The organism is Mycolicibacter longobardus, assembly GCF_002102265.1.
GTDB lineage: Bacteria > Actinomycetota > Actinomycetes > Mycobacteriales > Mycobacteriaceae > Mycobacterium > Mycobacterium longobardum.
Genome location: NZ_LQPG01000009.1, coordinates 137832 through 158351, shown reverse-complemented (window position 1 = coordinate 158351; position 20520 = coordinate 137832). Strand labels below are relative to the sequence as shown.

Here is a 20520-nt window from a genome sequence, read left to right as displayed (position 1 = left end):
CGTTATGGCACCGTCGAAGCCTGTGACCGATGTGACCGTGCGGACCGCGGATGACGACGACTGGGCGGCGATGTCGGTGCTGTCCGCCGCCGGTTTCGCTGAGGACTGGGACCCTGAGGCGATGGCCGCCTGGCGGACCCTGACCACTCCCGACAGCGTCATCGTGGCCTGCGACGGCAGCGAGGTCGTCGGCATGTCGGGCTATCTGGATCTGGAGCTGACCGTCCCGGGAGGGGCGGTGCTACCGGCGGCCGGGGTCAGCTTTGTCGTGGTGGCTCCGACGCACCGTCGACGTGGCGTGCTGCGGTCGATGTACACCGAATTGCACCGGCGCATCGCTGATTCGGGCTACCCGATCGCGGCGTTGACCGCGAGTGAGGGCGGGATCTACGGGCGGTTCGGCTACGGTCCGGCGACGGTGGACCACCAGCTGACCATCGACCGGCGGTTTGCCCAGCTGCACGTGGACGCGCCGGACCCCGGCGGGGTACGCCTGGTGAAGGCCGCCGACAGCCGGGACGAGTTCGCGGCGATCTACCAGCGGTGGCGGGCACGTGTTCCGGGCGGTTTGGCGCGTCCCCTGCCGCTCTGGGACGACCTGCTCGCCGACCGGGAGAACACTCGCGAGGGCGGCACCGCCTGGTTCGGGCTGCTGCATCCCGACGGCTACGTGCTCTACCGGGCACACGGTGAGGATCCGAAGTCCGCGCGAGTCGGCGAGTTCCGAGCGGTCACCCCGGACGCCCATGCCGCGTTGTGGCGGGCGCTGCTGGGGTTGGATCTCATGAGCAAGATCGTCGTCGAGACCTACCCGGACGATCCGATGCCGTACCTGTTGACCGACACCCGGCTGGCCACCACCACCGGGCGGTCCGATGGTCTGTGGCTGCGGATGATGGATATTCCCGCGGTGCTACAGGCTCGCCGCTATGCCTCGGACGTGTCCGCCGTCGTAGCGGTGCGCGACGGGTTCCGCAGCGACGGAGGACGGTTCGCCCTCGAGATCTGCGCCGGCGTCGCCGGCTGCACCCCCACCGAGACAGCCGCCGACGTCGAGCTGGACCTCGATGTGCTGGGCAGCCTGTACCTGGGTGCGCACCGGGCGTCGGCGCTCGCCGGCGCCGGCAGGCTGCGCTGCCGCGACGACGCGCTGGTGCGCCGACTGGATGCGGCGTTCGTCAGTGACGTCCCCGCCCAGATCGGTTACGGCTTCTAAAACCGCTACAGCTTGGCCAGGTCGTAACTGCCCAGGTTGTCCATCAGCACGTGCAGCTGGTCCTGCGTCGAGCCCAGGGTGTGCTCGAACGCGGTGAGCCGGGCCGCGTAGTGGCCGACCGGATACTCCCAGGTCACCCCGATCCCGCCGTGCAACTGGATGGCCTCCTGGGCGATGTGCCGCCCGGACCGGCCGACCTGCAGTTTGGCGCGCGCCGCGATCAGCGGGTCGAGGTTGTCGTCGGAGATCGACATGGCCGCGTACATGCTCATGCTGCGAGCCAACTCCAGCGACACGTACATGTCGGCGGCGCGCTGGGTCAGGGTCTGGAAGGTGTTGAGGGTGACCCCGAACTGCTTGCGTGTCTTGAGGTAGTCGGTGGTCAGCCGCAAGGCCTCTTCCATCGCGCCGACGGCCTCGGCGCACAGCGCCGAGGAGATGCGGACAACTGCGTGTCCGATGGCCGCCGTGGCATCGGTCGGCTCACCCAGCGGCGTGCCCGAGGCATCGGCAAGGTCGATCTGCGCGCCGCGCTGGCCGTCGAAGGTCCGGTAGGGCTGTCGGCTCAGGCCGTCGGCGCTTGCGTCGACCAGGAACAGCCCGGTCCCGCCGTCCGGCAAGGCGGCGCTGACCACCAGGGTGTCGGCGCGATCCCCGGTCAGCACCGGGTTCTTGCGGCCGTTCAGCAGCCACGAATCACCTTGCTGCGCAGCCGTGGTGGTCACCTTCCCGGCCGTGCCGCGCATGCCGGGCTCGGTGTGGGCGAACGCCAGAACCTGCTCGCCTTCGGCGACGGCGTCGAGCAATGCCCGCTGCTCGGCATCGCCCCGCTCGGCGATCAGCGCGCCCGGCCCGAGCGCTCCGTGCACCACGGGCTCGGGAGCCAGTCGCCGGCCGAACTCGGTGAGCACCACCATGATCTCCAGCGGACCGGACTCGTCCGGGTCGAAACCCAGGCCGAGGATCCCGGTTTCCGCCAACTGTTTCCACAACTCGGGGTTGAAGCCGGGGTCGGTGTCGATGGCCTTGTTGCGGGTCTCGGTGTCATAGCCCGACAGGATCGAACGGGTGGTGTCGCGAAGCAGAACCTGCTCGTCGCTGAGTTGAAAGTCCATGGCCGTCCTACCTCCTAGAGACCGAGAATGGTCGACGCGATGATGGTCCGCTGAATCTCGTTGCTGCCGCCGTAGATCGAGGTCTTGCGGTAGTTCAGGTACGTCGGCGCGGCGTCCTGCGCCCAACCGGGCGAAGCGATGGCCTCGCCCGCCTCGAACGGCAGCGCCTCGGGACCGGCCAGTTCCACGAACAACTCGGTGGCGGTCTGCTGCAGTTGGCTGCCCCGCAGCTTGAGCACCGACGACGCCGGATTCGGCTTACCGTCGGCGGAGTCGCTGGACACCCGCATCTGGGTGAGTTCCAGTGCCAGCAGATCGTTTTCGAGTTCGGCGACCCGCGCGGCGAACAGCGGATCGTCGAGCGCCCCCAACTCATTGGCGCGCCGCTTGAGTTCGGCGAGGCGCACCTTGGTGCGGGTCACCCCGGCGATGCCGGTTCGCTCGTTGCCCAGCAGGAACTTCGCGTAGGTCCAGCCGTGGTTCTCTTCGCCGACCAGCTGATCGGCGGGCACCCGCACGTCGGAGAAGAACACCTCGTTGACCTCGTAGCCGCCGTCGATCAACTTGATCGGCCGCATGGTGACACCCGGAGTCGACACTTCGAACAGCAGGAAGGAGATACCGGCCTGCTTCTTGGGGGCCTGCGGGTCGGTGCGCACCAGGCAGAAGATCCAGTCCGCGTACTGCCCGAGCGTGGTCCAGGTCTTCTGCCCGTTGACGATGTAGCTGTCGCCGTCACGCACCGCCGTGGTGCGCAGGCCGGCCAGGTCAGAGCCGGCGTCAGGCTCGGAAAAGCCTTGGCACCACCAGATATCCAGGTTGGCGGTGGCGGGCAGAAAGCGTTCCTTGATCTCCTGGGAGCCGAACTCGGCGATCACCGGGCCCACCATCTTGGCGTTGAAGGTCAGCGGTTCGGGGACCGACGCCAGCTGCATCTCGTCGTGCCAGATCTGGTGCTGGGTTAGCGTCCAGTCCTTGCCGCCCCACTCGGTCGGCCAGTTGGGCACCGCGAGGCCGTTCGCGTTGAGGATCCGCTGGGTGGCGACGATGTCGTCGGGAAAGATCGAGTGGCCCTGCCGGCTGCGCTCGCGGATCTCGGCGGGGATCTCGGTGGTGAAGAAGGTGCGCATCTCGTCGCGGAACGCAGCCTCCTGCGCGGTCAGTGCCAGTCTCACGTCGGCCTCCGAGTCAGGTGGGTGAAGTCACGGTTGGTATGCACCCTAATCGGACGTCGCGCGGTGTGAGTCGCCGCCATCGATACGGTTGTGCACAGCCCGGGGTTGATCCACAGACTCGACCCGAATCGTGCGGTGAGAGAGTGGTTCCGACGGTGCCGGCACCTAGCGTCGGCGCATGGCATCAGAACTACCCGGTGAACGGCTGCAGCGGCGGCTCGGCCTGCTGCCGGAACCCGACCGCGGCGAACACGCTCCCGACCCTGACGACGAGGCTGACCCGAATTCATTGCTGCCGCGCTGGCTGCCCGACGGTGCGGCCGATGCCGGCTGGCTCGCCAGGGTACGGGCCGACCCGGGCCGGGCGGGCGCGATCGCCCTGGCGGTGATCGCCGCGGTCGCGGTGCTCATCACGGTGTTCACCATGATCCGAGACCGGCCCGCCCCGGTACTGAGCGCCAAACTGCCTCCGGTGGAGATGGTTTCGACGGCCAGCCCACGCGCCGATGATCCCGCCGCGAGCCCCGCGGCGCCCGTCGCCGAGCAGGTGGTGGTCAGCGTGGTCGGGTTGGTGCACAAGCCTGGCCTGGCGACGCTGTCGCCGGGTTCCCGGATCGCCGACGCGCTGAGCGCAGCCGGCGGGGCGCTGGACGGCGCGGACACGATCGGCCTGAACCTGGCCCGCCCCTTGGTCGATGGCGAACAGATCGTGGTCGGCCTGGCGCCGCCGACCGGGCAGCCGGTGCTGGGCAGTTCCGTCGGTGCCGCGTCGCCGGCGCCGGACGCGCCGCGCACCAGCACCGCGCCGACGCCGGCGGGACCGCCGGGTTCAGGCGGTGAGCCGGTCAACCTCAACACCGCGACCGTCGAGCAGCTCGACGCCCTGCCCGGCGTCGGACCGGTGACCGCGGCCGCCATCGTGGCCTGGCGCGAGGCCCACGGCAAGTTCACCCATGTCGACCAACTCGGCGATGTCGACGGTATCGGCCCGGCGCGCCTGGAGAAGCTGCGTGCCCTGGTCCGTGTCTGAGGCGTGACGCCGCCATCGGCCGCACCGCCGGCGGCCCGGCTGGATGTTCGGTTGGTACCGGCGGCGCTGGTGGGCTGGCTGGTCACCGCGGCCGGCATCCAATGGCAGATCGGCGGCTTCCTGGCCGTGCTGTGTGCGCTGCTGGGTACGGCCGCAGGTGCGCTGTGTCGGTGCGCCGGGCGGAATCGGCGCCCGGGCTGGCGGCTCGCAGGTGCGGCCGTGGCCGCGGCATCGCTGGTCGGGGCCGGCTTCGGCTGGGCGGTTGCGCTGCGCACCGAGTCCGTCATCCACCATCCGATCACCGCGGTGTTCGGCCGAACGGCCGCGGTGACGGTCACCCCGAGTGAGAGCCCGCTGCGAACCGGCGCCCGGCGGGTGATGTTCCGGGCCACCCTGCAGCGCCTCGGCGACGACGCCGCTTCGGGCCGGGTGGTGGTGTTCGCCTCCGGTGCCGAATTCGGCGAAGTGATGGTCGGCCAGTCCCTGGCGTTCCGTGCGAAGATCGCCCGCCCGGCCCGGCGTGACCTGACGGTGGCGACGCTGACAGCTCACGGGCAGCCCAGGCGGGGCGAGCCCGGATCCGTTGCGCGGGCAGCCCATCGGGTCCGGGCCCGGTTCGCGATCGCCGCCCGGCAGGTGCTGCCCGACGAGCAGGCCCGGATGCTGCCCGCCCTCGTGCTGGGCGACACCTCTGCGATCACCGCCGCCACCGGAGGTGACTTCCGGGCCGCGGGGTTGACCCACCTGATGGCGGTCTCCGGCGCCAACGTGACGATCGTCTGCGGTGCGGTCTTGTTCTCGGCGCGGCTGGTCGGGCCGCGCGCGGCCACCATATTGGCCGGCTGTGCCCTGGTGGCGTTCGTGATCGTCGTGCAGCCGACGGCCAGCGTGTTGCGCGCGGCGGTGATGGGGGCGATCGCGCTGTTGGGGGTGCTCTCGGCTCGCAGCCGCCAGGCCGTTCCGAGCCTGGCCGCCAGTGTCCTGGTGCTGCTGGCGCTGGCACCGCACCTGGCCGTCGACGTCGGGTTCGCGCTCTCGGTGGTCGCCACCGCGGCGTTGGTGCTGGTCGCACCGGTGTGGTCGGCTCGGCTGATGGCCCGCGGCTGGCCACGGTCCCTGGCCGCCGCGGTCTGTGTGGCGTGGGCCGCCAACCTGGTCACCGCGCCGTTGATCGCGGGCATCTCCGGACGCCTCAGCCTGGTCAGCACCCTCGCCAACCTGGCGGTGGCGATGCTGGTCGCGCCCATCACCGTGCTGGGCAGCGCGGCGGCGGTGCTGTGCGGATGGTGGCCGGCGGGCGCGCACCTGCTGATCCGTTTCACCGGCCCGGAATTGTGGTGGGTGTGCCGCGTCGCGCACTGGGCCGGCGGCATGCCCGCCGCCACCGTGCCCGTGCCGTCGGGGGCGGCCGGGGTGGCCGGGGTCGGCGCCACCGCGGCCCTGGTGGTGGTCTGTTGGCGTTGGCGGTGGTGTCGGCGGGCGCTGGCGGCGCTGGCGCTGTGCCTGCTGGCGTGGTCGGCGTCGGAGGTGTTGACCGGCTGGGCGGGTGTCGGTGCTGCGTGACACGATTGGCGGGTGAGCCAACCGGTTTCGCCGCTGCATCTGATCCTCGGGGATGAGGAACTGTTGGTCGAACGGGCCATCGGTCAGGTGTTGGCCGCGGTGCGGGCGGAGGCCGGCAGCGCCGACGTCCCGGTGGACCGGTTGCGTGCCGGTGAGGTCGAGGCGGGTGAACTCGCCGAGCTGCTGAGTCCGTCGCTGTTCGCCGACGAACGGGTGGTGGTGCTGGAGGCTGCCGGCGAGGCGGGCAAGGACGCGGTGGCGCTGATCGCAGCCACGGCCGCCGACATCCCGCCGGGCACCGTGCTGGTGGTGGTGCATTCCGGCGCTGGGCGGGCCAAGGCGCTGGCCGGGCAGCTGCGGGAGCTCGGCGCCCAAGTGCACACGTGCGCGCGCATCACCAAGGCCGCCGAACGTGCCGACTTCGTCCGCGCCGAGTTTCGGGGCCTCAAGGTCCGGGTCGACGACGGATGCGTGACGGCGCTGCTCGACGCGGTCGGCTCCGATATCCGCGAACTGGCCTCGGCCTGTTCGCAGTTGGTCGCCGACACCGGTGGGCACGTCGATGCCATCGCGGTGCGCCGCTATCACAGCGGCAAAGCGGAGGTGAAGGGGTTCGACGTCGCCGACCGTGCGGTGGTCGGCGACGTCGCCGGTGCCACCGAGGCGCTGCGCTGGGCGATGATCCGCGGCGAACCGCACGTGGTGCTGGCCGACGCCCTGGCCGAGGCGATCCACACCATCGCCCGCGTCGGACCCAAGTCCGGTGACCCCTACCGGCTGGCCGGCGAGTTGGGGATGCCGCCGTGGCGGGTGCAGAAGGCGCAGAAGCAGTCGAGGTACTGGACTCGGGAGTCGGTGGCGGCCGCCGTCCGGCTGGTGGCCGCGCTCAATGCCGATGTCAAAGGCGCTGCCGCCGACGCCGACTACGCGCTGGAAGCCGCTGTTCGTGGGGTCGCCGAGCTGGCCGGGCGCTGATTCAGGGCAACACGAAGGCCCCTGTTCCGGGCGGAATCAGGGGCCTGCGCTGGCGGGAAACCCGCCCCGATCAGAGCTTGTTGAGGGCCCGGGCCAGCGCCGACTTCTTGTTGGCGGCCTGGTTCTTGTGGATCACGCCCTTGCTGGCGGCCTTGTCCAACTTGCGGCTGGTCGACACCAGCAGCTCGCCGGCCTTCTCTTTGTCGCCGGACTCGGCGGCCTCACGGAAGGCGCGGATCGCGGTGCGCACCGCCGACTTCACCGACTGGTTGCGGAGCCGGGCGCGCTCGTTGGTCCGGTTGCGCTTCACCTGCGACTTGATGTTGGCCACGGAGTAATTCCTTCGCAAAAGCTTGAGTTGGGTTCGCCTCCCGACGCGGGAGCAACAGCTGTTCAGGGTACCAGCTGGCCCAGCAACTCCCCAACTCGGCTCAACTGCGCGCGGCCACTTCGACCCGGTGCAGATCGTCGCCGAGCTCGATCGGCCCGTCGAACTCCGCGGCGGCCAGAGCCCGCCACTGTTCTTCCTGCCCGGGCGCGATGGCGGGTACGTAGTGGGTCAGCACCAGGGTGCCCACTCCGGCCCGCCGGGCGGTCGCGGCGGCTTCTGCCACCGAAGAGTGGTAGTCGCAGATGTCGCGGATCCGCTGTTGGGGGAGTGTGGCAATGAGGTCTTTGCGAATGACGGTGTGCACCAGTGCGTCGGCCCCGGCGGCCAACCCGTCGAGGCTGTCACAGGGCACGGTGTCTCCGGCGAGCACCACCGAGGCTGTCCCGGTTTGATCGTCGTGCTCGATCCGGAACCCGATGGTGGGTGCCACCGGCCGATGGTCGGTCTGGGCCACGGTGATCCGCACGCCGTCGCGATCCCAGACCTGACCTGCGGTGTGTTCGTGTATCTCGACCGACGGTGGTGCGGTCAGGTCGTCGTGGTGGGCGATCCGGTAGCCGATGTCGTGGCCGAACGCTCGCAGCGTGGCCTCCACGACCTCCGCGGTGCCCGGCGGACCGATGATCGGCAGTGGCGCGGCGTCGGGGGTGAACGTGGCGACCCACCGGGTGATCAGCAGGTCGCCCAGGTCGGCGATGTGGTCACTGTGCAGATGCGTGAGCAGCAGCGCGGACAGGGTGTTGGCGGACGCTCCTGCCGCGGCGAGTCGCTGCAACACCCCGCGCCCGCAGTCGACCAGCAGCACCTGGCCGCCGGCCCGGATCAGGGTCGACGGTCCCGCGCGGTTCGGGTCGGGGATCGGGCTTCCGGTGCCCAGCAGGGTGATCTCGATCGTCATGAGTCACATATGCCACAGATGTCTCGCGCGCGCCAGGAGACCGGAGGAGTTTCGGCATCGCCGCCCCGTGTCCGGGCAAATGGCCTAGCCTGGTGTGAGGCAGCTCACTGCGGCGGGAGGCTTCAATGCGGATCGCGGATGTATTGCGGAACAAGGGTGCGGCGGTGGTGACCATCCACCCGGATGCCACGGTCATGGAACTGATCGCGGGCCTGGCCGAGCACAATATCGGCGCCATGGTCGTGATCGGACGGGATGGCTTGGAGGGGGTGGCCTCCGAGCGTGACGTGGTACGCCAGTTGCAGGTCCACGGTGCCAGCCTGCTGGCCCGGCCGGTATCGGCCATCATGACCCGCCTGGTGGCGACCTGCACCAAGACCGACTCGGCCGACGACGTCAGCATGCTGATGACCGAGCACCGCGCACGTCACATACCGGTGCTCGAAGACGGCCGACTGGCCGGGATCGTCAGCATCGGCGACGTCGTGAAGTCGCGGATGGAAGAGCTGCAGGCCGAGCACGAGCAGCTGCGCGACTACATCGCCCAGGGGTAAGCGGCGATCGCAAGGCCGGCGCTGACCGCTCACCGCCACGCGTAGTCGCTGCGCAGCCGAGCGGCCACCATCTCGAACATCGAGCGCTCCAGGATGGCGCCCTCGCGCCGGATCGACTCCTCGGGCACGTCGAGCACCCGGTCGAGCCGCACCCAGCTCAGCCGGTGTTCTTCATCCCAGCTGCCCGCACCGATTCCGACCCAGTTCGTGTCATCGGCGTGGCGTTGCCGGCTGGACAGCATCAGCCCGAGCAGCGTGCTGCGGTCACGCCCGACGACCAGGACCGGGCGGTCCTTGCCCCGGTCCGGCTCGTCCTCGTAGGTCACCCAGGTCCAGACGATCTCGCCCGGATCGGCGCGGCCGTTGAGGTCGGGGGCATAGACGAGCCTGCGAGCGCGGTGCGCGGTGGGGACACTGCTGTCGGTCACCGGACGTCCGGCGGGGATTTCCGGCGCCGGCTCCAGCGACGCGCCGCTGAGCACCTCCAGGCCGATCTTGATGCCCTGTTCGATGCCCCGTTGGATGCGCTGCTGCACCAGCGGTGCCTGCTCGAGTTGGCGGATGAACCGTGGGGCTTCGTTGAACACCAGGTTCTCCGCGAATCGCTGCACCGCCTCCCAAGGGGTCTTCCGCGGGGAAGCCATGTTCGCAGCATAGGCGACGCGAAATCGAAGGCACCCGTCTTTGTGATGTGTGGGCAGGCGATAGGGTCCGGAAACTGTCCGAAAACTGATGTGCCGCTTGCATTGTCCATAGATGCACATCGGCGTAGGGTGTCGAGAATAGACGTTCACGGTGCGGGCACATGAACAGTCGAGCGTTGGACGCCGGAGAGGCGTGGTTGGTGACTTTCGGGTTGCTCGCCCCAGGGCGAGCCACAACAACAGCAGGCTGACCCTTCGCGACCATTGGAAAGTGAAATCATGAGGGAGCAGAACCGCTTTCGACGCGGGTTCGCTGTCTGGGTCGCCGCCCTCACCGGACTGTCCGCCGCCGCTCTGGGGGTGGTCGGCATCTCCGCGCATGCCGACCGTGCCGCCCAACGGGAGGTGACGCTGATCAGCGCTGCCGACGCCGCTCAGCAGGGTTTGGTCGCCGCACAGGTCGGCCTGGACCACGACCAGTTCCTCAACGACGTCGCGCTGCAGCAGAACGTCTACTCCTGGGCTCTCGAGCCGATTGCCAACGGTGGCCTCGGACTGCCCGACGACTCGCTGCTGTTCCCAGGCAGCGCCGACGAGCCGGCTGACAGTCTTTTCAACGGGGCATTCTCGCGGTTCACTGAGGCCAACCTGGTCGGCCAAGCGCTGATACAGGCCGAGCTGGACCATCTGTTGGGGGTGAACCAGACCCTGGATGTCGGTGGCTACGAGACGCTCATCGGGCAACAGCTCTTCGACGACCTCAGCGGTGCCGGCGTAGCGGTGGACGCTGTCCTCGCCGGCGACCTGGACGACCTGATCGATTCCGGCACGCTGTCCGGCGCCGGCGGCTTCCAGGACGCCCTGATCGCCTTGCAGGGCGACCTGATGCAGACGATGTGGAGCGACCTGTTCGGCATGTTCAGCATCGCCGACGTGACGCCGTAGGACGGCAACCGGAGCTGAGTGGGATCAGGGATCCTTGCAATTAATCACAGGTTTCTGTTAGATTAAATATGCTTACAGCAACGGTGCTGGGGGGAGCATCCGGCGGCATCTGACCGCCCGCCGGATACACATCGTGAAAGGCAATCAAGCATGAACATGCGTAAATTCGGGGTGCTCGGCAGCTTCGCAGTCGGTACGGCAGTCGCGTTGGCGCCGCTGGCGGCCGCCGACGACAGCGCCAGCGGTTTCGACTTCGACAGCGTGGTACAGGCCCAGATCCAGTCGATGAACTGGCTGTTCGAAACGCAGGCCACCCTGGCGGGTGTCGGCGACAAGGTCATCGACGGCTCCGAGGCCTATCCGTTCCTCACCATCGACCGCGACGACGTGAACGCCGCATTCGGAACACTGCTCTACGGCTTCAACTGGGAGAACGAGATCTCCGACGCCCCGGGTTCCTACAGCTTGCTCAACGGCGCGTTGACCCAGTTCTTCAACGGCAACAACGTTCTGCTGTTCGCCATCCTGAACGGCGGTGACCAGATTGAGGTCGAGAACGCGGCCGACTACCTGTTCGGTTCCGACGCGGGGATCATCGCCGGCCTGGCCGGCGACAGTGCCTGGGAAGACGCCGCCAACTTCTTCCAGGCAGGCTTTGCCGACATCGGCGGCTACTTCGCGATCGACCTGTAGTTTGCGCTCAGACACGCAAACCCCCGGAGGTGCGCCTCCGGGGGTTTCGTTTTGAGGCCACCGCCTCGCTACCCTGGCTAGGCAGTACGCACCACCATCGCACCCGTTCACCAGGAGATTCCCATCAGCAGCTTCGCCGACCAGACCTTCACCGCGCCGGCGCAGATACGGAACTTCTGCATCATCGCCCACATCGACCACGGCAAATCCACGCTGGCCGACCGGATGCTGCAGCTCACCGGCGTCGTCGACGACCGGTCGATGCGCGCCCAGTATCTGGACCGGATGGACATCGAGCGGGAACGCGGCATCACCATCAAGGCGCAGAACGTCCGGTTGCCTTGGACGAGCGCCGCAAGTGGGTCGACCGAGGACTATGTGCTGCACCTGATCGACACCCCCGGCCACGTCGACTTCACCTACGAGGTGTCCCGCGCGCTGGAGGCCTGTGAGGGCGCCATCCTGCTGGTCGATGCCGCCCAGGGCATCGAGGCCCAGACCCTGGCCAACCTGTACCTGGCGCTGGACCGCGACCTGACCATCATCCCGGTGCTCAACAAGATCGACCTGCCCGCCGCCGACCCCGAGCGCTACGCCGCCGAACTGGCTCACATCATCGGCTGCGAGCCCGAAGATGTGCTGAAGGTGTCCGGCAAGACCGGCGAGGGCGTGGCCGAACTGCTCGACGAAGTCGTCAAAAAGGTGCCGCCGCCAACCGGCGACGCCGATGCGCCCACCCGGGCGATGATCTTCGACTCCGTCTACGACATCTACCGCGGCGTGGTGACCTATGTCCGCGTCGTCGACGGCAAGATCACCCCGCGCGAGAAGATCGCGATGATGTCCACCGGCGCCACTCACGAGCTGCTGGAAGTCGGCATCGTCTCCCCGGAACCCAAGGCCACCAAGGGACTTGGCGTCGGCGAGGTGGGCTATCTGATCACCGGCGTGAAAGACGTACGCCAATCGAAGGTCGGCGACACCGTCACCACCGCGCGGGCCGGCGCCACCGAGGCGCTCACCGGCTACCGCGAACCCAAGCCCATGGTCTATTCCGGGCTGTATCCGGTGGACGGGTCGGACTACCCGAACCTGCGCGATGCCCTGGACAAGTTGCAGCTCAACGACGCCGCTCTGACCTACGAGCCGGAAACCTCGGTTGCGCTGGGCTTCGGCTTCCGCTGCGGCTTCCTGGGCCTGCTGCACATGGAGATCACCCGGGAACGCCTCGAACGTGAATTCGACCTGGACCTGATCTCCACCTCGCCCAATGTCGTCTACCGGGTGATCGCCGAGGACGGCAGCGAGATCGTCGTCACCAATCCGTCGGACTGGCCGGAGGGCAAGATCCGGACCGTCTACGAGCCCGTCGTCAAGACCACCGTGATCGCGCCGAGTGAGTTCGTCGGCACCATCATGGAGCTGTGCCAGTCTCGGCGCGGGGAGCTGGGCGGCATGGACTACCTCTCGCCGGAACGCGTCGAACTGCGCTACACGATGCCGTTGGGCGAGATCATCTTCGACTTCTTCGACTCGCTGAAGTCACGTACCCGCGGTTACGCCAGCCTGGACTACGAGGAGGCCGGCGAGCAGGAGGCCGACCTGGTCAAGGTCGACATCCTGCTGCAGGGCGAGGCGGTGGACGCGTTCAGTGCGATCGTGCACAAGGACTCGGCGTCGGCCTACGGCAACAAGATGACCACCAAGCTCAAGGAGCTGATCCCCCGGCAGCAGTTCGAGGTGCCCGTGCAGGCCGCGATCGGCTCGAAAATCATTGCCCGCGAAAATATTCGTGCCATCCGCAAGGACGTGCTATCCAAGTGCTACGGCGGTGACATCACCCGTAAGCGCAAGCTGCTCGAGAAGCAGAAGGAGGGCAAGAAGCGGATGAAGACCATCGGTCGGGTCGATGTACCGCAGGAGGCGTTCGTCGCGGCGCTGTCGACCGATGGCGGCTCGGCCGGAGATAAGGCCAAGAAGTAGTGGCCGCCCTGGCACGCGCGATCGCTGGGGGTGCGGTCGCGCTGGTGCTGCTGGCCAGCGGGTGCACGACGGTGGTGCCCGGAACCGTCCGGCCTGCACCGGGATTGGCTCCGACCCCGGTCACCGGGATGGCGGTCCGGCAGGTGTTGCTCGACGACTCAGAGCTGTCGAAACTGGTCGGCCAGCCGTTCCGCAGCGATCCCGATCTGCCGCCGCGGTACGGCGGGGTCGATGAACTGCTCGACGCCTGGGACTCGGCCCAACCGGCAGACTGCGTCGGCGCCGTGGTGGGCGCTCAGAAGAGCGTCTATGGCGCCGCGAACGTGCGGGACGTCGCCCATGAGTTCTGGGACAGCTCCGGCGCCGAGGACTCGCCGTTGACCGGTGTGGGCGAGGCGGTGATCGCCTTGGGCAGCGCCGCTGACGCAGACGCGCTCATGGAGAAGTTCTCGAAGCAGTGGGGCAGTTGCGACGGAGTGCTGGTGATCCGGGATGGCGATGACGTCGACGAGGCCAGCGGCGAGGTCACCGACATCTCCGCTGGAGGCGAAGTGCTCACCGCCACCGTGCGCACCACCGTGGACGGCGAAGCGGGCCTGCATGTGACGCGGGCGGTCGCGGCGCGGGTGAACTGCATCGTCGACATCGATGTGTTCTGGTTCGTCGACGAGGAGGACGACTCCGATGCCCCGCCCGCCGGGGACACCACCGCGGCCGATCTGGCCCGGGCGATGCTGGACAAGGTCCGCGGTCTGAGCGGCTGACCCCGGGTTCATACGGCGGTCCCAGCTTCGGCTCTCCTCCGTCGAGCCTTGCTGAACCGCCGGCTTCCCGGGCCGAGCAGACACAGAATCGCCCAAAAAGCTCCCATTCTGGATAATTCTGCGTCTGCTCGCGCCGAGTGAGGCGATCCCTACATAGGCGCGTTCGCGGGCTGGAATCCTCCGGTGGAGTCGGCCTCCTCCTCGGCGCGGATCACATGGACGACGGCGTTGATCAGCGCCAGATGGGTGAAAGCCTGCGGGAAGTTGCCCAGGTGGCGACCGGTGCGCGGTTCGATCTCTTCGGCGTAGAGGTGTAACGGGCTGGCAAAGGACAGCAGCCGCTCACACAGATGCTTGGCGCGGCTGACCTCCCCGATCTCGACCAGCGCCGAGACCAGCCAGAAGGAGCAGATGGTGAACGTGCCCTCGGCGCCGGACAACCCGTCGTCGGTCTCCTCCACCCGATAGCGCAGTACCAGGCCGTCCTCGGTGAGCTCGTCGGCGATCGCCATCACGGTGGCGCGCACCCGCGGGTCGTCGGCGGGCAGGAACCGGGTCAGAACCACCAGCAGCAGTGAGGCGTCCAGCGCGTCGCTGCCGTAGGTCTGGGTCAGCACACCGCGCGAGTCCACCCCGTTGGCCAGCACGTCGGCCTTGATCTCCTCGGCGATCACTCGCCACTGCCGGGCGTAGGAGACCTCGCCCTGCAACTCGGCCAGCTTCGAGCCGCGGTCCAGCGCCACCCAGCACATCACCTTCGACGAGGTGAAGTGCTGCGGTTCGCCGCGCACCTCCCAGATGCCGCGGTCCGGCTCGCGCCAGTGCTTGATGGCCTCCTCCACCTGACGCTTGAGCACCGGCCACAGCGATTCGGGGACCTGCTCGCGGGACCTGGCGTGCAGATACACCGAGTCGAGCATGGTGCCCCAGATATCGTGCTGTTCCTGGTTGTAGGCGGCATTACCGATCCGCACCGGCCGGGCGTTGTCGTAGCCGGACAGATGGTCCAGTTCCTCCTCGACGAGTTGGTGCTCCCCACCGACGCCGTACATCACCTGCAGCGGATGCTGCTGGCCGTTGTTGACACCGGAGACGTCGGCGATGAACGAGAAGAAGTCGTCGGCCTCGCGGTCCAGCCCCAGCGTGTAGAGGCCCCACAGGGTGAACGCCGAATCACGTACCCAGCTGTATCGGTAGTCCCAATTGCGTTCACCTTGTGGCGTTTCCGGCAGCGACGTGGTGGGCGCAGCCAGCAGGGCCCCGGTCGGTGAATAGGTCAGTCCCTTCAGGGTCAGCGCGCTGCGCTGCAGATACACCCGCCACGGATGGTCGGGGAAGTTGCCGATGTTGATCCACTGCCGCCAACATTCGGTGGTGTTCCACATCTTGTCGGCGGCTTCGGCATAGCTTTGCGGCGCAGGGTGTTTGGACCAGCTCAACGCCACGAAGACGTCGTCGCCCTCGGTCAGGCGGGTCCGGGCCCGGGCCTCACGGCCTTCCAGTCCCAGCCGCAGGTTCGTGGTCAACCGCAGTGTGGGGTGGGCGTCGGGGTTCTGCCGCGCCCGCGCGATCGCCTCGCCGTAGGCGTTGGCGGAGTACTCCCAGGTGGCGCTGGTGCGGTGATAGTCGAAGGCCGGTTCACAGCTCATGGTCAACTCGACGGTGCCGCTGACGCAGCGCACCGTGCGCAGCAGGATGTGCTCGGCGTCCCAGTCGGTGGGGGTGCGTCGGTGGGTCTGGGACCGGGCCTCGATGTCGTGCCATTTGCCCATCACCAGCGCGTCGCGCACGATCATCCAGCCGGTGTGGGTCTGCCAGGTTGTCTCCATGATCGGGCTGCCGGGCAGGTAGCGGCGCGCTGCCGGCACCGACACCCCGTAGGGACCGAGCCGAAAGTGCCCCGCGCTGCGGTCCAGGATCGCGCCGAAGACGCTGGGGGAGTCAGGTCGCGGCACGCACATCCACTCCACGGATCCGGCCGCCGAGATCAGGCAGTTGGTTTCGCAGTCCGACAGAAACGCGTAGTCGGCGATCGGAGGGAACGGGTTACGGACCTGGGTCGGCGTTGCGGCATACGGCACCGGCGCGGTCGCCGACAGGGGCGGGGTCGGCGCAGTTGCCGTCCCGGGGCCCGGGGTTCGGGCGCTGATTTCCGGCGCGGTCTTCTCGGGTGCATCGCCCGGCGGGGTGTGCAGATCCATTCCGCCATCATCTCTGGCCTCATGGCGCGCGTCTACCCGAGACGGCGATCTTGGCTTCGGTCGGCGACCCGCCTAGGGTGGTCGGGGTGGTTGGCTTCCTGAGCTGGTGGGACGGTGTCGAGCTGTGGCTGTCCGGGCTCGGCTTCGTGGTGCAGACCGCGGTGGTGATGCCGGTGGTGCTGGTACTGGCCTACGGTCTGGCCTCGGTGCTGGACGCCGTGCTGGGGGAGGGAATCCGGGTGCAGGAGCGAGTCAGGCACGGGCGTGACGGTGGTACGCGCTGATGCCGCGGTCACAGGTGACCCTGGTCCTGGTCGGCCTCATTCTGTTGGTGATCGTCAGCTGGCTGCTGACCCGGTGACCGCACAGGCCTCTGTTATGCTTCCCGGCATGTTCGCAGCGACCGGTGACCGGCCGCGCCACGTGGTGGCGCTCCCGATGCTCGCCGTGGTGACTTCCGCTGTGGCCGACCTGCACTGTTGTTGCTGATCCCGCACCCGTCGGCGCACCGGTGTCGTCACTGTTGACGCACGATCTTTCGAGCGAATGCCCTTTCGCGATCCGACGGACAAGCACTTTTGCTGAAGTCTGTACGGAGTCGCCGAGAAAGGTCACGAATGCCCAATCCCATTGCGCGCGGTGCCGCACTGGCGCTGGCTGCCGCCTTGGCCATCACCACGCTTGCGGGGTGCGGCGGCGGTCCCAGCGACGTGGTCGGCGGAGCTGAGCGATCCGACACGCACACCACGCTGACGCTGGTGGCTTATGCGGTTCCCGAGCCCGGCTGGAGCAAGGTGATCCCGGCCTTCTACGGCACCGAGGAGGGCGCCGACGTCCAGGTCGTCACCTCTTACGGCGCGTCGGGCGATCAGTCCCGCGGCGTGGTCAACGGCAAACCCGCCGACATCGTGAACTTCTCGGTCGAACCGGACATCACCCGGCTGGTGAGCGCGGGCAAGGTGGCCGAGGACTGGAACGCCGACGTCACCAAGGGCATCCCGTTCGGCTCGGTGGTGACCCTGGTGGTGCGGCAGGGCAATCCCAAACGCATCAAGGACTGGGACGACCTGCTGCGGCCCGGGGTCGAGGTGATCACGCCGAGCCCGCTGAGTTCCGGATCGGCCAAGTGGAATCTGTTGGCGCCGTATGCCGTCAAGAGCGACGGTGGCAAGAACCCGCAGGACGGCCTGGACTTCGTCGATCGTCTGGTCAGTGACCACGTCAAGCTGCGCCCGGGCTCGGGGCGGGAGGCCACCGATGTGTTCCTGCAGGGCAGCGGCGACGTGCTGATCAGCTACGAGAACGAGGCCATCGGGATCGAGCGCAAGGGCAGGCCGGTGGAGCACATCAACCCATCGCAGACCTTCAAGATCGAGAACCCCCTGGCGGTGGTGAGTTCCACCAGGCACCTCGACGCCGCCAACGCGTTCAAGAATTTCCAGTACACGGCCGTGGCGCAACGTCTGTGGGCGCAGGCCGGCTTCCGTCCGGCAGACCCGGGTATCGCCGCCGAGTTCAGCCACGAGTTTCCCGCGCCGGACAAGCTCTGGACGGTCGCCGACCTGGGTGGGTGGGCCGTCATCGACAGCGGGTTGTTCGACAAGGCGAGCGGCTCGATCAGCAAGATCTACACCCGAGCCACCGGATGAGCGCGGCTGTGGTCACCGAAGCGACCCAGCCCGGCCAGGGCGGGCCGCCGGTGCATTCGGGGTTCCGGCGCGAAGGCATCTCGTTGCGGGTGGGTACCGCCGTGGTGTGGTTGTCGCTGATCGTGCTGGCGCCGCTGGCCGCGATCGCCTGGCAGGCGGCCGGTGGCGGCTGGCGGGCGTTTCAGCTGGCGGTCAGCTCGCACGCCGCGCTGGAGTCGTTCCGGGTGACGTTGACGATCGCGGCCGGCGTCACCGTGCTCAACCTGGTGTTCGGCCTGTTGATCGCCTGGATGCTGGTGCGTGACGACTTCTTCGGCAAACGCTTCATCGACGTGATCATCGACCTGCCCTTCGCACTGCCGACCATTGTGGCCAGCTTGGTGATGCTGGCGCTGTACGGTCCCGCCAGCCCGGTGCACCTGCATCTGCAGCACACCGCATGGGGTGTCGGTCTGGCGCTGGCGTTCGTCACGCTGCCTTTCGTGGTGCGGTCCGTGCAGCCGGTGCTGTTGGAGATCGATCGGGAGGTCGAGGAGGCTGCCGCCTCCCTGGGCGCCTCCGGGTTCACCATCTTTCGCGCCGTGGTGTTGCCGTCGTTGACGCCGGCGCTGCTGACCGGGGCGGGCCTGGCGTTCTCCCGGGCGATCGGTGAGTTCGGCTCGGTGGTCTTGATCGGCGGCGCGGTGCCCGGCAAGACCGAGGTGTCATCGCAGTGGATCCGGACGCTGATCGAGAACGACGATCGCACCGGCGCAGCGGCGATCTCCATTGTACTGCTGGGGATTTCGTTCCTGGTGCTGCTCGCGCTGCGGGTGTTGGGGGCGCGGGCGACCATGCGGCAGGAGCGGTCTTCATGACATCGTCGCCGAAAGTCCGTTACCTCATTCGATTCCTGTCGCTGACCTATATCGGCCTGCTGTTGATCGTTCCGGTGTCGTTGATCCTGTGGCGCAGTTTCGCCCCCGGATTCGGGCAGTTCTTCGACTACATCTCTACCCCGGCGGCCATCTCGGCGCTGCAGTTGTCGTTGCTGGTGGTGGCGATCGTGGTGCCGTTGAACGTGATCTTCGGTATTCCCACGGCATTGGTGCTGGCCCGCAACAAGTTCCGTGGCAAGGGTGCACTGCAGGCGGTCATCGACCTGCCGTTCGCGGTCTCGCCGGTGATCGTCGGCGTGGCCCTGGTGGTGCTGTGGGGATCGGCGGGTCTGCTGGGATTCGTGGAGAACGACTGGGGTCTGAAGATCATCTTCGGCCTGCCCGGCATCGTGCTGGCCAGCATCTTCGTCACCCTGCCCTTCGTGATCCGGGAAGTCGAACCGGTGCTGCACGAGCTGGGAACCGATATGGAGGAAGCGGCGGCGACGCTGGGTTCGAGCTGGTGGCAGACGTTCTGGCGCATCACGCTGCCGTCGATCCGCTGGGGGCTGACGTACGGGATCGTGCTGACCGTGGCGCGCACCCTCGGCGAGTACGGCGCGGTGTTGATCGTGTCGTCCAACCTGCCCGGCAAGTCCCAGACGCTGACACTGCTGGTGTCCGACCGTTACAACCGCGGCGCCGAATACGGCGCCTATGCCCTGTCCACACTGTTGATGTCGGTGTCGGTGTTGGTGTTGATCGTCTCTGTGGTGCTCGACATGCGCCGGGCCGGAAAGGGAAACAAATGAGCAACGCAATCACGGTGCGCGGAGCCAACAAGCGCTACGGCGACTTCGTCGCGCTGGACAACGTCGACTTCGCGGTGCCGTCCGGTTCGCTCACCGCGCTGCTCGGCCCCAGTGGCTCGGGCAAGTCGACCCTGCTGCGGGCGATCGCCGGGCTGGACCACCCGGACAGCGGCACCGTCATCATCAACGGCGTCGATGTCACCGGGATCCCGCCGCAGCGCCGTGGGATCGGATTCGTCTTCCAGCACTACGCGGCGTTCAAGCACATGACGGTGCGCGACAACGTGGCGTTCGGGCTGAAGATCCGCAAGCGTCCCAAGGCCGAGGTCAAGGAGAAGGTGGACAACCTGCTGGAAGTGGTGGGGCTCAGCGGTTTTCAGACCCGTTACCCCAACCAGCTGTCCGGCGGGCAGCGTCAGCGGATGGCCCTGGCGCGGGCCCTGGCGGTGGATCCGCAGGTGCTGCTGCTCGACGAGCCGTTCGGAGCGCTGGACGCCAAGGTCCGCGAGGACCTGCGGGCCTGGCTGCGCCGTCTGCACGACGAGGTGCATGTCACCACGGTCCTGGTCACCCATGACCAGGCCGAGGCGCTGGATGTCGCGGACCGGATCGCGGTGCTCAACCAGGGCCGCATCGAGCAGCTCGGCACGCCGACCGAGGTTTACGACGCTCCGGCCAACGCCTTCGTGATGTCGTTCCTCGGTGCGGTGTCCTCGCTCAACGGGGCCCTGGTCCGTCCGCACGACATCCGGGTCGGGCGCACCCCGGACATGGCGGTGGCCGCGGCCGACGGCGCCGAGGGCGTCGGGGTGTTGCGCGCCGTTGTCGAGCGGGTGGTGGCCCTGGGCTTCGAGGTGCGCGTGGAGCTGACCAATGCCGCCACCAAGGTTCCGTTCACCGCGCAGATCACCCGCGGCGACGCCGAAGCCCTGGCGCTGGCCGAAGGGGACACCGTCTATGTGCGGGCCACCCGGGTGCCGCCGCTGGGTGACGTGGCAGCAGACGCACCGGTCTCGGCGTAACAGCGGCGAGGTTTCCCGGGGCCGGGCCGGCGC

General features: G+C 68.1%; 21 protein-coding genes. 15 read left to right on the top strand and 6 right to left on the bottom strand.

Annotation, left to right across the window (positions count from 1 at the left end; translation table 11 throughout):
• The first annotated feature begins 4 nt into the window (after positions 1–4).
• Positions 5–1216, top strand: coding sequence for an enhanced intracellular survival protein Eis (locus AWC16_RS04225; RefSeq protein WP_085263530.1), 1212 nt, complete (start codon positions 5–7; stop codon positions 1214–1216).
• Positions 1217–1221: 5 nt separating this feature from the next.
• On the opposite strand, the gene AWC16_RS04220 is transcribed toward AWC16_RS04225, so the two are convergent.
• Together AWC16_RS04220 and AWC16_RS04215 are read right to left on the bottom strand one after the other, a co-directional pair.
• Positions 1222–2331 carry an acyl-CoA dehydrogenase family protein gene (locus AWC16_RS04220; protein ID WP_085263529.1) on the bottom strand — a complete coding sequence of 370 codons (1110 nt, stop codon included), beginning with the start codon at positions 2329–2331 and terminating at the stop codon, positions 1222–1224.
• A gap of 14 nt (positions 2332–2345) precedes the next feature.
• Positions 2346–3506, bottom strand: coding sequence for an acyl-CoA dehydrogenase family protein (locus tag AWC16_RS04215; protein WP_085263528.1), 1161 nt, complete (start codon positions 3504–3506; stop codon positions 2346–2348).
• 178 nt (positions 3507–3684) lie between these two features.
• Between AWC16_RS04215 and AWC16_RS04210 the strand changes: the two genes are divergently transcribed.
• From AWC16_RS04210 to holA, 3 genes are read left to right on the top strand one after another with little or no spacing between them, the layout of a single operon-like run.
• Complete coding sequence (locus tag AWC16_RS04210) at positions 3685–4536, top strand: ComEA family DNA-binding protein (protein ID WP_085263527.1); 852 nt, start codon at positions 3685–3687, stop codon at positions 4534–4536.
• Positions 4537–4539: 3 nt separating this feature from the next.
• On the top strand, positions 4540–6099 hold the full coding sequence (locus tag AWC16_RS04205; RefSeq protein WP_234812121.1) for a ComEC/Rec2 family competence protein: 1560 nt from the start codon (positions 4540–4542) through the stop codon (positions 6097–6099).
• Between the two features lie 12 nt (positions 6100–6111).
• A complete protein-coding gene (gene holA / locus AWC16_RS04200) occupies positions 6112–7074 on the top strand; it encodes a DNA polymerase III subunit delta (protein ID WP_085263526.1) in 963 nt (320 codons plus the stop codon).
• A 70-nt stretch (positions 7075–7144) separates the two neighbouring features.
• On the opposite strand, the gene rpsT is transcribed toward holA, so the two are convergent.
• Both rpsT and AWC16_RS04190 read right to left on the bottom strand, forming a co-directional pair.
• Positions 7145–7405, bottom strand: coding sequence for a 30S ribosomal protein S20 (gene rpsT, locus AWC16_RS04195; RefSeq protein ID WP_085263525.1), 261 nt, complete (start codon positions 7403–7405; stop codon positions 7145–7147).
• Between the two features lie 100 nt (positions 7406–7505).
• The gene (locus AWC16_RS04190; protein ID WP_085263524.1) at positions 7506–8363 is read right to left on the bottom strand and encodes a ribonuclease Z; all 858 of its coding nucleotides are present in this window, start codon (positions 8361–8363) and stop codon (positions 7506–7508) included.
• A gap of 125 nt (positions 8364–8488) precedes the next feature.
• On the opposite strand from AWC16_RS04190, the gene AWC16_RS04185 reads away from it, so the two are divergent.
• Positions 8489–8917: a CBS domain-containing protein gene (locus AWC16_RS04185; RefSeq protein WP_085263523.1), complete on the top strand. Its 429-nt coding sequence runs from the start codon at positions 8489–8491 to the stop codon at positions 8915–8917.
• Positions 8918–8946: 29 nt separating this feature from the next.
• On the opposite strand, the gene AWC16_RS04180 is transcribed toward AWC16_RS04185, so the two are convergent.
• Positions 8947–9561 carry a type II toxin-antitoxin system PemK/MazF family toxin gene (locus tag AWC16_RS04180; RefSeq protein WP_085263522.1) on the bottom strand — a complete coding sequence of 205 codons (615 nt, stop codon included), beginning with the start codon at positions 9559–9561 and terminating at the stop codon, positions 8947–8949.
• A gap of 279 nt (positions 9562–9840) precedes the next feature.
• Here AWC16_RS04180 and AWC16_RS04175 point away from each other — a divergent pair, with 279 nt between their 5' ends.
• From AWC16_RS04175 to AWC16_RS04160, 4 genes are all read left to right on the top strand, one after another.
• Positions 9841–10506: a hypothetical protein gene (locus tag AWC16_RS04175; protein WP_085263521.1), complete on the top strand. Its 666-nt coding sequence runs from the start codon at positions 9841–9843 to the stop codon at positions 10504–10506.
• Positions 10507–10656: 150 nt separating this feature from the next.
• Positions 10657–11199, top strand: a complete 543-nt coding sequence (locus AWC16_RS04170) for a hypothetical protein (RefSeq protein WP_085263520.1) — start codon at positions 10657–10659, stop codon at positions 11197–11199.
• 96 nt (positions 11200–11295) lie between these two features.
• Positions 11296–13182 carry a translation elongation factor 4 gene (lepA, locus tag AWC16_RS04165; protein WP_085263519.1) on the top strand — a complete coding sequence of 629 codons (1887 nt, stop codon included), beginning with the start codon at positions 11296–11298 and terminating at the stop codon, positions 13180–13182.
• Positions 13182–13946 (top strand): sensor domain-containing protein, encoded by a 765-nt coding sequence (locus AWC16_RS04160; RefSeq protein WP_234812120.1) that lies wholly within the window; start codon positions 13182–13184, stop codon positions 13944–13946. Before lepA ends, AWC16_RS04160 begins: the two co-directional genes overlap by 1 nt.
• A gap of 149 nt (positions 13947–14095) precedes the next feature.
• On the opposite strand, the gene AWC16_RS04155 is transcribed toward AWC16_RS04160, so the two are convergent.
• Positions 14096–16147 (bottom strand): glycoside hydrolase family 15 protein, encoded by a 2052-nt coding sequence (locus tag AWC16_RS04155; RefSeq protein ID WP_085263518.1) that lies wholly within the window; start codon positions 16145–16147, stop codon positions 14096–14098.
• Between the two features lie 86 nt (positions 16148–16233).
• On the opposite strand from AWC16_RS04155, the gene AWC16_RS04150 reads away from it, so the two are divergent.
• The 6 genes from AWC16_RS04150 (at position 16234) to AWC16_RS04130 (ending at position 20487) form a co-directional block, all read left to right on the top strand.
• Positions 16234–16431: a hypothetical protein gene (locus tag AWC16_RS04150; RefSeq protein WP_085263567.1), complete on the top strand. Its 198-nt coding sequence runs from the start codon at positions 16234–16236 to the stop codon at positions 16429–16431.
• A gap of 106 nt (positions 16432–16537) precedes the next feature.
• Positions 16538–16636, top strand: coding sequence for an Ms4533A family Cys-rich leader peptide (locus AWC16_RS25715; RefSeq protein WP_322791081.1), 99 nt, complete (start codon positions 16538–16540; stop codon positions 16634–16636).
• Between the two features lie 128 nt (positions 16637–16764).
• The gene (locus tag AWC16_RS04145; protein WP_085263517.1) at positions 16765–17796 is read left to right on the top strand and encodes an extracellular solute-binding protein; all 1032 of its coding nucleotides are present in this window, start codon (positions 16765–16767) and stop codon (positions 17794–17796) included.
• Complete coding sequence (gene cysT, locus AWC16_RS04140) at positions 17793–18653, top strand: sulfate ABC transporter permease subunit CysT (protein WP_085263516.1); 861 nt, start codon at positions 17793–17795, stop codon at positions 18651–18653. The genes AWC16_RS04145 and cysT overlap by 4 nt, the downstream gene beginning before the upstream one ends.
• Positions 18650–19465, top strand: coding sequence for a sulfate ABC transporter permease subunit CysW (gene cysW, locus AWC16_RS04135; protein ID WP_085263515.1), 816 nt, complete (start codon positions 18650–18652; stop codon positions 19463–19465). Before cysT ends, cysW begins: the two co-directional genes overlap by 4 nt.
• Entirely contained in the window at positions 19462–20487 is a 1026-nt protein-coding gene (locus AWC16_RS04130) for a sulfate/molybdate ABC transporter ATP-binding protein (protein WP_085263514.1), read from the top strand. Before cysW ends, AWC16_RS04130 begins: the two co-directional genes overlap by 4 nt.
• Positions 20488–20520 lie beyond the last annotated feature (33 nt).

Excerpts from the sequence above, each read along its gene's own strand:
- AWC16_RS04225 (WP_085263530.1), top strand. The coding sequence starts at position 5 with ATGGCACCGTCGAAGCCTGTGACCGATGTGACCGTGCGGACCGCGGAT.
- AWC16_RS04220 (WP_085263529.1), bottom strand. The coding sequence starts at position 2,331 with ATGGACTTTCAACTCAGCGACGAGCAGGTTCTGCTTCGCGACACCACC.
- AWC16_RS04210 (WP_085263527.1), top strand. The coding sequence starts at position 3,685 with ATGGCATCAGAACTACCCGGTGAACGGCTGCAGCGGCGGCTCGGCCTG.
- AWC16_RS04190 (WP_085263524.1), bottom strand. The coding sequence starts at position 8,363 with ATGACGATCGAGATCACCCTGCTGGGCACCGGAAGCCCGATCCCCGAC.
- AWC16_RS04185 (WP_085263523.1), top strand. The coding sequence starts at position 8,489 with ATGCGGATCGCGGATGTATTGCGGAACAAGGGTGCGGCGGTGGTGACC.
- AWC16_RS04180 (WP_085263522.1), bottom strand. The coding sequence starts at position 9,561 with ATGGCTTCCCCGCGGAAGACCCCTTGGGAGGCGGTGCAGCGATTCGCG.
- AWC16_RS04175 (WP_085263521.1), top strand. The coding sequence starts at position 9,841 with ATGAGGGAGCAGAACCGCTTTCGACGCGGGTTCGCTGTCTGGGTCGCC.
- AWC16_RS04170 (WP_085263520.1), top strand. The coding sequence starts at position 10,657 with ATGAACATGCGTAAATTCGGGGTGCTCGGCAGCTTCGCAGTCGGTACG.
- AWC16_RS04155 (WP_085263518.1), bottom strand. The coding sequence starts at position 16,147 with ATGGATCTGCACACCCCGCCGGGCGATGCACCCGAGAAGACCGCGCCG.
- AWC16_RS25715 (WP_322791081.1), top strand. The coding sequence starts at position 16,538 with ATGTTCGCAGCGACCGGTGACCGGCCGCGCCACGTGGTGGCGCTCCCG.
- AWC16_RS04145 (WP_085263517.1), top strand. The coding sequence starts at position 16,765 with ATGCCCAATCCCATTGCGCGCGGTGCCGCACTGGCGCTGGCTGCCGCC.
- cysT (WP_085263516.1), top strand. The coding sequence starts at position 17,793 with ATGAGCGCGGCTGTGGTCACCGAAGCGACCCAGCCCGGCCAGGGCGGG.
- cysW (WP_085263515.1), top strand. The coding sequence starts at position 18,650 with ATGACATCGTCGCCGAAAGTCCGTTACCTCATTCGATTCCTGTCGCTG.
- AWC16_RS04130 (WP_085263514.1), top strand. The coding sequence starts at position 19,462 with ATGAGCAACGCAATCACGGTGCGCGGAGCCAACAAGCGCTACGGCGAC.